At 39.6% G+C, this 15,082-nt stretch carries 13 protein-coding genes; 7 read left to right on the forward strand and 6 right to left on the reverse strand.

The annotated features are described in order from the left end of the window. Position 1: 1 nt before the first annotated feature. On the reverse strand, positions 2-718 hold the full coding sequence (locus P4S61_RS05085; protein ID WP_337117880.1) for an SIMPL domain-containing protein: 717 nt from the start codon (positions 716-718) through the stop codon (positions 2-4). Between the two features lie 170 nt (positions 719-888). Between P4S61_RS05085 and P4S61_RS05090 the strand changes: the two genes are divergently transcribed. From P4S61_RS05090 to P4S61_RS05115, 6 genes are all read left to right on the forward strand, one after another. Beyond that, entirely contained in the window at positions 889-3,543 is a 2,655-nt protein-coding gene (locus tag P4S61_RS05090) for a bifunctional acetate--CoA ligase family protein/GNAT family N-acetyltransferase (RefSeq protein ID WP_145234910.1), read from the forward strand. Between the two features lie 10 nt (positions 3,544-3,553). Next, positions 3,554-4,486, forward strand: a complete 933-nt coding sequence (locus P4S61_RS05095) for a uroporphyrinogen decarboxylase family protein (RefSeq protein ID WP_337117881.1) — start codon at positions 3,554-3,556, stop codon at positions 4,484-4,486. A 30-nt stretch (positions 4,487-4,516) separates the two neighbouring features. After that, positions 4,517-5,467 (forward strand): tetratricopeptide repeat protein, encoded by a 951-nt coding sequence (locus P4S61_RS05100; protein ID WP_337117882.1) that lies wholly within the window; start codon positions 4,517-4,519, stop codon positions 5,465-5,467. An 84-nt stretch (positions 5,468-5,551) separates the two neighbouring features. Further along, positions 5,552-5,878: an adenylyltransferase/cytidyltransferase family protein gene (locus P4S61_RS05105; RefSeq protein ID WP_337117883.1), complete on the forward strand. Its 327-nt coding sequence runs from the start codon at positions 5,552-5,554 to the stop codon at positions 5,876-5,878. After that, a complete protein-coding gene (locus P4S61_RS05110; protein ID WP_337117884.1) occupies positions 5,869-6,045 on the forward strand; it encodes a hypothetical protein in 177 nt (58 codons plus the stop codon). The genes P4S61_RS05105 and P4S61_RS05110 overlap by 10 nt, the downstream gene beginning before the upstream one ends. A 155-nt stretch (positions 6,046-6,200) precedes the next feature. Next, positions 6,201-7,160 (forward strand): ion transporter, encoded by a 960-nt coding sequence (locus P4S61_RS05115; RefSeq protein ID WP_145234904.1) that lies wholly within the window; start codon positions 6,201-6,203, stop codon positions 7,158-7,160. Positions 7,161-7,611: 451 nt separating this feature from the next. Here P4S61_RS05115 and P4S61_RS05120 read toward each other — a convergent pair whose 3' ends face one another. Genes P4S61_RS05120 through P4S61_RS05130 form a run of 3 tightly spaced genes read right to left on the reverse strand, consistent with a single transcriptional unit; the run spans position 7,612 to position 12,766 of the window. Further along, positions 7,612-12,120, reverse strand: coding sequence for an EAL domain-containing protein (locus P4S61_RS05120; RefSeq protein ID WP_145234903.1), 4,509 nt, complete (start codon positions 12,118-12,120; stop codon positions 7,612-7,614). A 38-nt stretch (positions 12,121-12,158) separates the two neighbouring features. Then, entirely contained in the window at positions 12,159-12,563 is a 405-nt protein-coding gene (locus tag P4S61_RS05125) for a GNAT family N-acetyltransferase (protein ID WP_182731333.1), read from the reverse strand. Continuing rightward, a complete protein-coding gene (locus tag P4S61_RS05130; RefSeq protein WP_064667173.1) occupies positions 12,563-12,766 on the reverse strand; it encodes a DUF3283 family protein in 204 nt (67 codons plus the stop codon). Before P4S61_RS05130 ends, P4S61_RS05125 begins: the two co-directional genes overlap by 1 nt. 196 nt (positions 12,767-12,962) lie before the next feature. Between P4S61_RS05130 and P4S61_RS05135 the strand changes: the two genes are divergently transcribed. Then, entirely contained in the window at positions 12,963-13,598 is a 636-nt protein-coding gene (locus tag P4S61_RS05135) for a transporter substrate-binding domain-containing protein (RefSeq protein ID WP_337117885.1), read from the forward strand. Here the strand turns inward: P4S61_RS05135 and P4S61_RS05140 are convergent. Next, positions 13,595-13,840, reverse strand: coding sequence for a DUF1289 domain-containing protein (locus P4S61_RS05140; protein WP_145234900.1), 246 nt, complete (start codon positions 13,838-13,840; stop codon positions 13,595-13,597). The genes P4S61_RS05135 and P4S61_RS05140 overlap by 4 nt on opposite strands. A gap of 101 nt (positions 13,841-13,941) precedes the next feature. Then, a complete protein-coding gene (locus tag P4S61_RS05145; RefSeq protein WP_145234899.1) occupies positions 13,942-15,075 on the reverse strand; it encodes a 1-acyl-sn-glycerol-3-phosphate acyltransferase in 1,134 nt (377 codons plus the stop codon). Between the last annotated feature and the right edge of the window lie 7 nt (positions 15,076-15,082).

The following is a 15,082-nucleotide window of genomic DNA, read 5'->3' on the forward strand; positions in this document are numbered from 1 at the left end:
ATTAATCAGATAAATAATATTCAACGCTGGTTACAACTCGCACTTTTTTTATCTGCGGAGTGTTTGAATCTCGGTCGATTATACTAAACTGCCCTTGTCTTGCGGTGCGAATTTTACCTAGTTTTGACTGTGAGTCCTTGGCAAATTTTAATGCCACTTCGCGAGCTTTTTCGGTTGCTTCTTGCACCATTGCTGGTTTTATATCGTTTAGCCCAGAGAACAAATATTCAATGCGGGTTTCATAGTTATCTTGCACAATCGCAATACCTTGTTTGGCTAGCTGGCCCACCTTAGTTAAGGCGTTTTGCACTTTATCAGGCTGCTGCGAATACACGGTAATATTTGCGCGGGCAATATAGCGAAACTGTTGATTATCAGCGCCATATTCGCGCGCTTGTTTATCAACAATTGATTGCCTACCTTGGCTGATCTCTTGTTCATCAAAGCCATGCAGTTTTAAAAAAGCGATCACTACGGCATTTTTCTGCTCAACTCGTTCAACTAACTTTTCGAGGTTATTGTCCGCATCACTAAATTGTACCGGCCAGATCACTGTATCAGCAGTTACTTCACGCTCTGCTAATCCTTTAACCTCAACCGTGCGTTCCATATTTTTTACATCAAGCGCTGCTGATTTTAAAATCCATCCGCAGCCAAGTATAGCGACACTCAATACAGCTGCGCCAAGCAACTGGTAATATCCATTTGACTTATTCATTTAGGTTCCTTTGATAATTATCAATGTTAAGTTGGTTTGATGCTCGAAAAATCAACTTAAACAGGTTACATTGAGCATATACCCAAACCACCTCAAGATGCGAGCGTCGTTAGCAAAAAGATTCTATTGCATCGTCGTGCTAAAAAACAAATAACCCGCAAGGAAAGACCATGAGTGTAAAACGCATTAGTCAGTTTTTCAATCCGACTTCGGTTGCCGTGATTGGTGCATCGAATAACGTTTCCCGAGCAGGATTTGTAGTAATGCGCAACTTATTACAAGGCGGATTTAACGGCCCTATCATGCCAGTAAGCCCGACTAATAGCGCCGTACATGGCGTGTTGGCCTACCCGTCTATTGCGGCGCTACCGAAAATACCGGACCTTGCGGTTATTTGTACGAACAAACACACTCTACTTAATATCATTACAGAGCTTGGAGAGTTTGGCTGTAAAAATGCGATTGTGATCGCAGCCGGACTCAATCATGAACAAAAAACAGCACTGCAAGAAGCCGCTAAACAAGCCAAAGTATCGTTACTTGGCCCTAATTGTTTGGGTTTGTTGATCCCTCATATTGGCCTCAATGCGAGTTTTTCTCACACTATCGCAAGCCCTGGTAAATTAGCGTTTATTTCACAGTCCGCAGCTGTGTGCTCCACTATTTTAGATTGGGCAAAACATAAAGAAATTGGCTTTTCATACTTTGTCTCTGTGGGTGATTGTTTAGATATCGACTTTGCTGAACTACTCGACTTTTTAGGTCGCGATGCAAAAACGAAGGCTATTTTGCTGTACATCGATAACATTGAGAATATCCGCAGCTTTATTTCAGCTGCTCGTGCCGCTGCGTTTAGTAAACCGGTGATCGCCATTAAAACCGGTAAAACAGCGGCTGGAGCACTTGCTGCCGAAATTCACACTGGCGGCAAGCAAAGTTCAGATGCGGTGTATGACGCCCTCTTCCAACGCGCAGGTATGTTACGAGTAAATGATTTAACTGAACTGTTTGCTGCTACACAAACACTGGCCATGCATCCTAAATTATTAAAGGTGGAACAACTCACCATTTTAACCAATGGCGGCGGCCCCGGCGTAATGGCCGTTGATAGCTTATTACAAAGTTCTGGTAAGCTGACACAATTGAGTGAAGAAACCCGTGCGGCGCTCAATAAAGTGATCCCACAGTCGGATATGACCTCTAATCCGGTGGACATTTTTGGTGACTCAGTTCCGGCACGCTACCAACAAGCACTGGAAATTTTATTGCATGCTAAGGAAGTAAAAAATCTACTCATCATACATACGCCATCGGCCCTTGCGCCAAGTGAAGACTATGCATTAATTATCGCTGAAACGTTGAATAAACTACCGAAAATGGCGCGTCCTTATGTGATTACAAATTTTATGGGCGAAGATGCCGCCTATGCCGCCCGTCGTGTATGTAGCAACTACGGCATTCCTACTTATCGCACCCCAGAGGGCGCAGTTCGTGCCTTTATGCACTTAGTAAGTTATCGCCGTAATCAAAAACATTTAACCCAAACTCCAGAGTCAAACACAGATGACGCTAAAATCAATAAACACGCAGCAAAAGCGCTCGTGAATGAGTTTTTAGCAGAGCAGCAAAGCTATCTATCCACCCATCAAGCCAGCCAAATACTCGCTCACTATGGCGTTGAATGTATTCAAACCGAGGTCGCATACACGCCGACAGAAGCAAAAGAGCAAGCCATAGAGCTAGGCTTTCCTGTGGCACTGAAACTGATCAGCCCTAGCATTCCATCTAAATCAGAAGTCGGTGGTGTAGTACTTAATCTCAATGACGCACAAGAAGTTGAGCAAACCGCTTTTGCAATGTTATTAAGAATAAGAAACACCTACCCTGATGCGATTATTGAAGGTTTTTCGCTACAAAAAATGGCTCCCAGAGCGGGGGCCAATGAACTACGCATTGCCGTAAAAACGGAGTCTAATTTTGGTCCTGTAATACTTCTAGGAGAAGCCGGCACAGGTCTAGAGTTTGCTCAAGCAGCGGTTGCTTTACCACCTTTGAATATGAACTTAGCAAAATATTTAATTGCTGCGGCGCATGATAAAGGCGTGCTTAAAGATCGCATTTTGCCTGAGAAAGTTGATAAGTATCGCCTGTGTGCATTGCTTACGCGAATTTCACAACTGGTAATTGATCAACCCGATATAACTTCGCTTGAGTTAAATCCTATTTTAGCCAGTAATGGCCAGTTTTTGGTGCTTGATGCCACCATGACCCTGAGTCACTACCAAGTACAATCACATCGTAAACGCTTATCTATTCGCCCTTACCCAATTGAGCTGGTTAAACAAGTGACGCTTAAAAATAATACCCTTGCGACACTCAGACCAATAAAGCCAGAAGATGAACAGGCGCACCAAGAGTTTGATCAATCTCTCAGCAAAGAAGATCGCTACAAGCGCTTTTTTGGTGAGCTGCCGCAATTTAACCACGATCAACTCGCTAAAATGACGCAAATTGACTACGATCGTGAAATGGCGTTTATTATCACTCAAGACAACGCCACGCTTGGCGTCTCTCGGGTGTTAATGGACCCAGATAAAGTGCATGCCGAATTTGCTATAGTAGTACGCTCAAACTGCCAAGGCCTTGGCTTAGGTGGCTTATTAATGCGCGCCGCTATTGAGTATTGTCAAAGCCAAGGCGTACAATTTATTGAGGGTATCACCCTGCCGGAAAATACCGGAATGATTGAATTAGCCCGAAAACTAGGCTTTAAGATCAGCCGCGACTTTGAAGAAGGCAGTATAAACATGGTACTGAAGTTATAAGGGACTATAGTTGAAAGTAACGAGCTGGAAACACTGGCCTAATATCGACTTAGATGCTGACTTACTAGCAAAGTCAGTTATTAGATACCAAGATATTCATGATCATTGCTTTATAAAACTGAGCTGTAATAGTAATAGTGTATGTAGCGCATTTGGCATTAAACGGCACTTCAAACATAACCCATTAGGAACAGTTGAAAAAAACAGCTACCCCCATAGTTTATCAGCTTTGTTAGATGATAAAAAAAGCCCTAAAGAATTAAACGATTGTCCGCAACTACTCATAAATATTGAAGCACATAAACGTGTTAGCGAGCACTTTAGCAATGAGAATAAACTGTGTTTTGCAACGGTTTACTCTCCGCTTTATCATTTAAATTCAATGCTTGCGGGTACATTAACTGCAGCCGAGTTAGAGCGCGCACCTTACAAAAAGATGTTATCTTTATTAAGTGATATAACAGCACAATATATTGAAGCTTTACTATTAATTAAAAATGTTAGAATTTACTACTGCAACTTTCATGCTTGTGGTGCATTTTGCAGTTATCAGCAATTTAAAACACTTGTAGCGCCTTATGATGAACAATGCATAGCGCAGTTAACACATCAAAACCACCTTCTTCACTATCATTGCAGTTCTTCCATTTATTTTGATTACCTAGATAGTAACAGGTTCTCTTTACTATCAATTGATGACTGCCACGATGTGGTATCTATAAAAGCTTTGCTCACTAGCTTCCCTGATATTACATTTGTAGGGCTATTGGATAAATTATTATTACCGCGCCCACTTAAAACGGAAGAAATTGAACAATTTTTATTATACTGCCGCCGCAACTTAGACCTTAATAGAGTCATTATTGCCCCAAACTGCACTCTACCTGTAAGCATTAAAAACAATACATTATTAAGAACATGTTCTATTGTGAAAGAACTGTGATTTTTATTTATATCTACGGAAAATAATCAATTGAGCATAATACATACAGAGTTAATAAAAGGCATTGAGTTATACCAAAAAAACCAATACCAGTTAGCGCAGGCAAAATTTAAATATGTACTGAGCAAAGACCACTCATCTTTGATTGCACATCGTTATTTGACCGAAATAGCACTGATAGAGGGCACAGCAAAAAATCACATAGCGCCATTAATAGCTTGCATGGCAGCACACCCAGCTTCAAGTGAGCTTAGTTATACCTTAGGTATGTGCTACCAACAAGCACGAGAGCTTCCCTTAGCGGTTGCACAATATCGCCATGCATTAGAGATGTTTTTAGACACTCCACCCATCCATAGCTACAAACAACAACCAAAAGTTGAATTCGATACCAAAATACATGAGGCCTTGCTATGGAAAACCCTTGCCCTTTTACGCCAAGAAAACATTAAATCCTTTGCCACAGCAGGTAGCTTATTGGGCATCATACGCGAAGGTGCAATTCTCCCTTTTGATAAAGATATTGATATTGGAGTTGATTGGGGGCAAATGGAGCAGGCTATTACACTTTTAAAAAGCCAAGGCTGGCATGAACATATGCGCTCTTATGACTTAATTAACCCACGATGCTTTGCTCACCCAGATGGAGTGACCTTGGACATTTGTGGCTTTGGTGTTGATACCGCCAACCAACAAACTATTTGTGGGCTTTGGATGAGTGATATTCCCTTTGAGTGGAATAGAATTACACAATATCCAACCTTAAATTTAGTAGAAAAAACAACTCCCTTTGGCAACGTATGGCATCTAGCACAACCTGAACTGATATTAAGTGCGCTTTATGGAGATTGGCAAACACCCGACCCTCTTTTTGATACTATTTTATGCGCAAAAAATATTCGCTCATTCTCGTTATTAACACAGTCCTTTGTGTATTCAAGGCTTTATAAGTTATGCTTAATGAGTGAATGGGGAAATTAAAACACATATTAAACCAACTTACTTTTTTGATAATAACGACGAATTAATAAAAAAATTAACCGATAAAGCCGAAAGTATGCCTACATGACTCTAAACTCACAAATACATAGCTTAAATTCAGATAATAAAAGCAGTCATAATACGCGCTGTTTGGCTCTTGGTGTATTTGACTTATTTCATATTGGTCATTTAAATTATTTAAAATTTGCTAAAGCACAAGGAAGCGAACTGTTTGTTGCGGTTGCGTCAGATGACTTATGCTTTGAAAATAAAAATACGTTTCCGATCATTAATCAGCATGAAAGAATGGCGATTATAAGCGCACTGGCGATCGTGGATCACGTTGCCTTAGTGCCAAGTCCAATAGTAAAGACTCAGAGCACTTGTAAATGGATACAAGCATGGGAGTAAATAAGGTGGTTGTTGGCGGGCAATGGCAAAATAGTGAGCGCTGGAATGAAGCCGCTGATGCATTACAAGCGTACGATATTGATGTCATGTTTGCACCACAAACACCTAATATTTCGAGCTCGGGTATTAAGAAAAAAATAATCACATCTTATTCCGATAGTTTGTAATGCACGTTTTAATTCTACATTACAAGTTTTTACCGCTTATATGCACACTCAATACGACAATGTACAATCTGACATAACCATATTTATAGCCTTTGAATAGTCGCTATAAGCTAAACTCTAAACCAGTATTATTTTTAAAAGAACACGGATTTAATTTGAATAATTTACGTAAACGCACAGCGCTATTTTTTGAAGGTAATGGGGAGTACCGTAAGACTGGTCATTACATCGATATATTTCTAATATCGCTGATAATGATTAATGTGATTGCAATTGTGCTTGAATCCGTGGTCAGTTTGGCTCAGCAATATAAGTATGAATTTTTAATACTTGAGCTTGTCTCGGTTAGTATTTTTGCCATCGAGTATTTACTTCGCCTTTGGTCATGCGTAGAACGTGCCGAGTACAAAAGTCTAGACTGTGGTAATTTTCAACGCCGTTTAAAATATTTACTCTCTCCTTTAGCCTTAATTGATCTCATGGCAATCCTGCCCACGCTCTTAATGATGTTTATCACCTTTGATTTACGTTTTTTAAGAGTGCTCAGACTCCTACGTGTTTTTAAGCTCACTCGTTACTCACGAGCAATGCAGCTACTTTTACAATCATTTCGTGATGAAAGCAGTTCGCTTTTGGCCGCATTCTTTATAATGGCAGTGGTGCTAATTTTAGCTTCCTGCGGAATTTATTTAATTGAACACGATATACAACCGGATAAATTTGGCTCCATTCCTGCGGCAATGTGGTGGGCAATGGCAACGCTGACCACTGTAGGTTATGGTGACGTTGTGCCAGTAACACCGCTAGGGCGTTTTTTTGGCGGCGTGATCACGTTACTGAGTATGGGAATGGTAGCAATACCCACCGGCTTATTAGCTTCGAGTTTCTCTGAACAGCTACGTAAGCGTAGGATCATGTTTAGTGATGCGGTGCATGAATGTCTGCATGATGGCGAGCTAGATGGCAAACTAGATGATGCGCAACTGGAGCATCTAGAGAATTTGCGCTGTAAGCTTGGTTTAAGTAAGCAAGAAGCAAACAAAGCAATTAAGTCTCAACTTAGTGCACGCACTAAAAACCTTTATTGTCGTCACTGCGGTGAACGCCAAGACTAGATATAGCTTCTAGTTAAAATTTCAACTGTTTAGGGCATCAACACCGCAATTGGTTTAATTGTAGTGTTGAGTCTCAAAAACGTTATGACTCAGCAAATAAAACCCAAGCTATAAAAAAGAAGAAAGCAAAGAAGACCATACCTTTTATATAGCCAGTATTTCGAACTTTAAGCCAAAATTCTCTTTGAGTTTTTTGCTCCGTATGACTGAGCAAATAATCACAATGCGGGCACCTGTTTCCTAAGTACATAATCAAATTACAATTAGGACATCTCGCTGATGGCTTAAATTCGGACATATCCATAATAGTAGGCTTCTCAGGCTTCATAACTTCCTTGATTCATAATAGTTATTTTTTTGCTAAAACAACTTAAGCTTAAAAATTCAAAAAAGTAACCATTTATAAACTCGGCACTGATATTTTCACCATTTAATAAAACTCTAGCTAGCATTAGTCTTCATTCAACAACGACTGCCAGTCTTTATTTAATAATGCGCTTACATCATCACCTGGGATTGGTTTACTGAATAAATAGCCCTGAAATAAATTACAGCCTAAGTTGCGCAAAAAGGTAAGCTGCTGCTTAGTTTCAACGCCTTCTGCGACGCATTCTTTACCTAAGCTTTTCGCCAATGCAAGCGTTGACTGAATAATCGCTTCATCGTCACTATCTATACCAATATCAGTTACAAAACTGCGATCAATTTTCAGTACATCGATCGGAAAGCGCTTTAAATAAGTGAGTGAAGCATAACCTGTACCAAAGTCATCCATATATAAGCGACAACCTAGTTGCTTCAACTTTGACATGCTATTTAACGCTTGCGGTGAATCATGCATCAGCACTGATTCTGTAATTTCAAACACCACAGAGCTGGCTGATACATCAGCATTAATTAGCGCACTGCGAATTTCATCAACTAAATTTTTATACTCAAAATCCAGTGCAGACAGGTTAATAGACACATACAAGTCAGGCTTTTGTAACTGCCACTGTTTAAGTTCAATCAACGCTCTAGCTAAGGTTTGCAACATAATTTTTGTGATCAAACCGATACTCTCAGCAGCAAGCGCAAACTCTTGCGTTTCATAGCTGTTATTTTCTGGCCAACGCAGCAATACTTCCAGCCCTTCGGCCTGATGAGTTTTAGCATTAACAATCACTTGGTAATGATTACAAAACGCATGATTTTGGTAGGCTTGAGTTAATTGTGATTCTAAATGCAGAGAGCGTTGTACATGCTGATTCATTTCTTGTTTATAAAATTGATAACAACCTTCCAAGCTCTTTTTCGAATGATACAGTGCAATATCAGCCGCTTTAATTAAACTTTTAGCACTGAGTGCATCATCAGGCGAAATCGCCACGCCAATACTTAAACTGACACTAATCGCTTGGTTGTTAATAATGATGTTGTCATTCAAGCTGGCCATCAACTTAACGCACAGTAAAACAACCTCTTCGATTTGTTGAATGCCCTCGACTAACAACATAAATTCATCACCGCTAAAACGGGCTACACTATCTTTGGCCTGTACACGCGATTTGATCCGCAGTGCCACCGCCTTTATTATCTCATCGGCAGCTTCATGCCCTAGCGAGTCATTAAAATACTTAAAACGTTTGATATTAATATTGAGTAACGCTACTTTTGAATTTTGGCCTTTTGCCTGTTCAAGTGCGTGTTCAACTCGGTCATTAAATAAAGTACGATTTGGTAACCCCGTTAAACTGTCGTAATTTGCTAATAAAAACAATTCATTTTCAGCTAACTTTTGCGCATTAATATCAGTGAGGATGACCACATAGCTTTCTAAGCGTTGTTCAGTATCTGCCACAGCACTGACTTTAATTAATACATGGCGAGATTCACCATTAGCTAAGTAAACGGTATCTTCTGCAGAAAAATGTTCACCAGCTTGCAATTCCTTCATTACACGTAAATAGTTAACCCTTACAACACGACTTAACCCTAAGTGTAATGAGCAGCTAGAACGATAATCAACAGGAAAGTTAAATGCGCTCTGCAGTGCTTTGTTGGTAGCTAAAATACGTAAACTTTTATCCAGAATAAAGACCCAATCGCGGGTTTGCTCAAATGCTGCGCCAAATAAACGGGCATGTTCTTCAAACACTAATTCACGAGTCATATTAGTGTAAGTGCCGGCCACTTTCTCGGGTGTACTTCCTTGCCAAGCAACCACTTTGCCAAAGTCTTTATACCAGCGCCAATAGCCTAATTTATGGCGTAAACGATAGGTGCAGTTAAAATAGCCTTTCTCGGTGGATAAAAATTCTAACCATTCGATACGAAAATGTTGTTTATCTTTAGGATGTATTTTTGCTAAATAATCATCCAAATTAACCGATTCAACATCATAACCCAGCTCATTTTTAAGTCGTGGTTGATAAATGATTGGACTTGAAGATTGCCAATCCCAAACCCCTGAACGACTGCCCTCTAATGCTAACTTTAAGCGCGCTTCACTTTCTTGGCTTTCTCTATGGGCTGCTAATAATAATTGCTGAATTCGATTACGACGCATAATCCAAGCCGCAACTAATCCAAAAAACACCAGTGCGTAAAGCACTATAAACTGAGGCGCGCGCCATAGCGGGTATTTTACCACAATGTCCAATACTGCCGGTTGTGTGTAGTCGCCAGTAAGCGGATCTTTAGCCCAAATTTTTAGTTGGTATTTGCCAGGGTTAAGTTTTGGAAATAGCACTCGGTTATTATTACGGGTATAAGACTTTTGCCCATCAGAGAGTTGATACTCATAAATAATACGTTCTTGGTAGTTAAATGCCATTGCCGAAAAAGCCACTTCAAGACCTATATCGTCGTGCTCTAAGGTGATTGTTTTTATTGGTTGCTTAAGATCCGTAGATAATTCACGAGACATCAAATCAATGCTGGTTATATTTACATGATCAATTAAACCATGCCTAGGTTGATTATCATTTGGGTAAAAATAGCTAAATCCCTTTAACGTACCATAGACTATTTGGCCGGTTTTTAAACGCGTAAATGCACCACTATTAAACTCGGTAGAGACCAGTCCTTCTGATGTCGTAAATTGCTGAAAATGTTTGTTTTCTGGATTTAATCGCCAGATCCCTTTATGACTACTCATCCAGATCATTCCAGCATCATCTAACACCATATCGTACAATAAGGTGCCGAGCTTATTTTTATCTAAATCTATGGTATACAACAGCTTGTAATTCGATGCATCAAGACCAATTAAGCCAAAATTCGATAACGTGATCCACAGCACATTATTATTATCAACAATATAAGACATTACATTAACGGCTACATTTTCGTGTTGCTGTGGCACGGTATAGATTTTTGTTAAAGCAAATGAGTTTGGATCAACCTGATAAAGCACCCCTGCATTATAAAATAACGGGGAGTCAGGTTTGGTAGATAAAGGCGGTAAGAAACCATAAGCTAAAAACGGTTCAAACTTTTCAAATTCACCACCTAAAGGAGTGATCTTTTGGCTGTCGATATTATAAACAAACATGCCATGATCAGAATGAACATAAAATAATTCACCATTTGGCATCAATACTGAGCCATGTATCCACCCTGTGATCAGGTGTTGCTGGCTTGGGTCGGCTGTTGTTGCAGGAAAAATTTCATAGCTATGCGGATCAAAACTAAAAATCCCGCGATTAGTACGCAGCCACAATTTATCTTTATAAGGAGAAATAGCGTAGATATTAAATTCAGTGGTAAACAAATCAGCTTGATAATCTTTTAAAAACACTTGCCCTTGATTAGTTTTTAAATCAACCGCAGTTAAACCATTATGAGTTGCTAGCCAGAGTTTATCTTCATACTCGGTTATGCCCCAAATAGAAGGGTGCGATAAACCATCACCGGAGAGCATGCTGGCATTAACATTTTCAAAATGATAATTATCATAAGGTAAATAAAATGCCCCATCACTTTTAGTAGCTGTCCACATAGCGCCGTTACTATCTTTGACAATATCGATAACACTTGGATCTGCCAGTGAGTATTTACTTTCTTTTACTCTATTATTTTTAGTCAGCTCACCGCTATTCAAATCGAGACTAAATAAACCTTTATCGGTGCCTAAATCAAGCACCCCATGGTCATTTATTATTTTCCAAATATTAAGATCGTTCAATATGGTTTTATTTTTAAAAGGCACATCTGGGCGCTCAAACATACTCGGTAAATCACTAATATCAACTTGATATAAACCACGTACGGCCCCCACTAACAGTTGCTCATTTTCGCCTATTGCAAACGACTTTATATAATTTTGATACACATGGTCTGGCTCGGTGCTTAAATGCTCTAATTTTCGGTATTGCCCAGTTGCTATATGATAGACATATGCGCCAGTACTGGCGGCAATGAAGATATAACCTTTGTAATGTAATAAATCGCGGATCACGGTATTACGAGTGCGCTCTGGTAATTCAAAAATAGTCTCAATTTGGCCCGTCGCTAAATCAAGGCGAGCAAAGTCCCAACCACGGCCAATCCATAATGACTTATTATCGGTGGCAACCATACTAAATACAGACTGACTTAAGACTTGTTCTTCACTGGTGGGTTTTGATAAAAATTGTTGATAACTATCGGTACTTGGATCATAGCGAAACAGCCCTGCAACTAACGATGCAATCCAAATATAACCATCCGGGTCTTGATATATAAGGTCAATAATTGCTTCATCTAATTCCCCGTTTGGCCCTGCAATATGTACTACCTGATAGCCATCGTAACGATTTAAGCCTCCTTCAGTCGCCAACCAAAGATAGCCGCTTTTATCTATCAACATGGTATTGACATAGCTTTGTGATAAACCTTCACTTGGCGATAAGCGTTTTACCTGCGCCATAGTAGCTTGGCTAGCAACAACAAAGGCGGCTAACAAAAAGAACACACTAGCCTTAAACCATTGACCCATCTAAATTTCCACGTGGTTGTTTTAACAAATTATTTTTACTAGCACTGCATAGCTACGATATTTCGTTGCTGATAGACAGTAAAGAGTGTATCTAAAGGTGGTGGCAATGTTAACACAAAGTTAAAGCCAATTGATTGATAAAAATCAGCTAAATAGTTATAAGCAAATGTATAAACGAGTGAATTTTGATTAGACAAGGTATGAATTAGTAGTTTTTTTGCAATTCCTTGACCGCGCCAAGCAGGTGCAACCAGCAAGGTAGACAAAAACAAATAATCACTGCGATTTTGAATTCTGCATGCCGCGACAATAACTAAGTCATTATAAACAACCCACACTTGATCTTGTCTGGTTGCCCGACCTCGGGCTTTATATTGATCGTAAAACTTATTCACTAAAGGGGTTTTAATTGGCTCTAGGCATTCAAAACGCAATGCCGTCATTAACTTTGCATCGTCGCTAAATATTGTTCAAATTGCTGCTTCAAAAACATCTGCTCTGCCACTGGCCGACTATGAATTGTATTGTATATTTGCTCACGAGTACTCTTACCACGCTTTATTTGATAAGCCCAAAACGATGCCTCGTAATCCAATTGAATTTGATATTTTTGTTCACGAGGTAGTAAGCATAAGTTAAACGACATAAATTACCAGTTATTACTAATCATATTAATGCCCAGAGTATAACAAACATTTGCCTAAAAGAGTCACGGCTAAACTTGCGCTTTTTAGCTTTTAAACGTAGATTGGTGGCGTTTTTAGTCCTAATATGGAAACGCTGTGATTAAGTGCTTTTTTTATCTCATATTGCTCTGTTATTCACTAACGCCACTGAGCACTATGGCGAACACGCAACATATGCTGTTTAATCGCCCAGCCGATACCCCACAGGCTCGCTATGTGATTGAGCTGATGACCCTTGCATATAAGGAACTTGGCTATGATGTACATATTATTGACTTTAATCACCAAAGCGCTTTATCTGCAGCGAACAATGGCACGCTTGATGGCCAATTAGGGCGAGTGGCCAGTATCAGTCAACAATATCAAAACTTGCATCCGGTTAACTTTGCGCTATTTGAGTTTAACCTTGTGCTATTAAAAAACTGCCAACAATGTACATTTGAGCAGCTAGACAATATCGCCATTCAAGTTGGTTATCCTGCAGCGCAGAGTTACCTTAACGAACACCCTTTTATTGGTGACATTATTAAGGTGAAAAGCGTCACTGCTCAACTTAATTTACTCACTCAAGGTAAAGTACAAGGTGTGATTTTACTCGACTTTTTATTGTCTACTAAACACCCTCAGTTTAATGTTAAGCAATTTCAAACTGAAATACTGGCACCAATAAAAAGCTATCACTTTTTGCATTCACGCCATAGCGCATTAATTCCTAAGCTTGAAAAAGAACTGCATAAACTCAATGAAAATGGCACAGTTCGTTTACTCAGGGCTAAACATAATCTTGATTAAAAACCAAAATCCCCCTGCTCCGATGGTGCTGACTTAGCGATAAGTGCTTGGCGCTTTTGCAAGTAACGTTTATAACGCTGTTGACACAAACTAATGACTTGCTTTTTTTCTACGTTTGAAAATGAATTCCAACCAAAGCGTTCCTCCCGACTTCGATAGCAGCCTTTGCAATAGCCTCGGTTATTTACCTCGCAAATGCCTTTGCAAGGACTTGGAATTTCAAAAATTTCAATTTGTTGCATAACAAACATCGGCCAATAAACACAACTTTAGTATAGCCCGTTTTTTAAACGAAAAAAAACCGTAACTTAATTACGGTTTTTTTGAAGATGTTTTACATTAGTTATTGGCCGCTTTCGCTACTATTAAACTCAACCTTACGATGAAATGGCTTAGCGTACATAGCTAACACCAGAGGTTTTAATTCATCTGGAACACGCGCCATACGCATCTCAAATGCCTGAGCATCGGCTTTATTAATCACCGCCTGTTTACAGCCACCAGCGATATAATTTCCTGGGTGTAAAAAGAACGAATCAATAATTTGCTCATCGATGGTTTTTGCCAGCTGCTCTGGTGATTCACACCCGTCTTCAATTGGTTGCCCAAATGCTAAATGAACATGCCCTTTGGCGGTACTAAAACCTTCAACAATACTGGCAATATCTTCACCCGCTGACTTTACATATTTACCATGATGCTGCTTATGATAAAGCTCTCTGGCTTTGGCTGTTGCACAAGGTTCATATTGATATGAAATTGATACTGGTACAATTTTTAGCTCACGTACATACTCAGCAAACTCTTTCTTTTGCTTACGACCATTAAGCTGCAACATTTTAAGTAGCGCAGGATCTGTTTGATCAAAGCCATCTTTAGCGCGGCCTTCTTTTTGTGCAATCCAAATTGAATCACCACCAGCAAGCGAATCGTAAATATAAGCTGAAAGCTGCGATAGTGCTCTAAGCATTTCTTTTGGCGCTTTAACTGAGCGCTTAACAATAAAGCTTTTATTTAAACGCATCAGTTCGGTGATATAAGGGATTTGCAGTAAGTTATCACCGATGGCGATACGGACTGTCTTCATTTTGTGACTGAATAAGCCCCAATTAATTAAAGCAGGATCAAGTACGATATCGCGATGATTTGAGATAAACAAATACGCTTGCTTTGGATCGAGTTGATCCAAACCAGAAAAGGTCACCTCAGTTGTGGTGCGTTTTACCAGCTGTGCTAAATACTTAGCAACGATTTGTTGAACTTGCTCAACACTGTTGATAGCGCCCCACTTTTTACGTAACTGATACTTTACCAATGTTCTAGATAAAAAGGGTACAGCTGATAAAAAACGCGGTAAGTTATATTTTGCAACTACATCAATAAACGCATTATCATCAATCAAGCGTGCAACCGAAGCGGCTACTTCATCATCATTGTAAGGTCTTATATCTGCGTACTTGTCCACTGGTTCACTCATTACTGCA

The sequence above is a fragment of the Pseudoalteromonas sp. B160 genome, from assembly GCF_037162485.1.
Classification (GTDB): Bacteria; Pseudomonadota; Gammaproteobacteria; order Enterobacterales; family Alteromonadaceae; genus Pseudoalteromonas; species Pseudoalteromonas rhizosphaerae.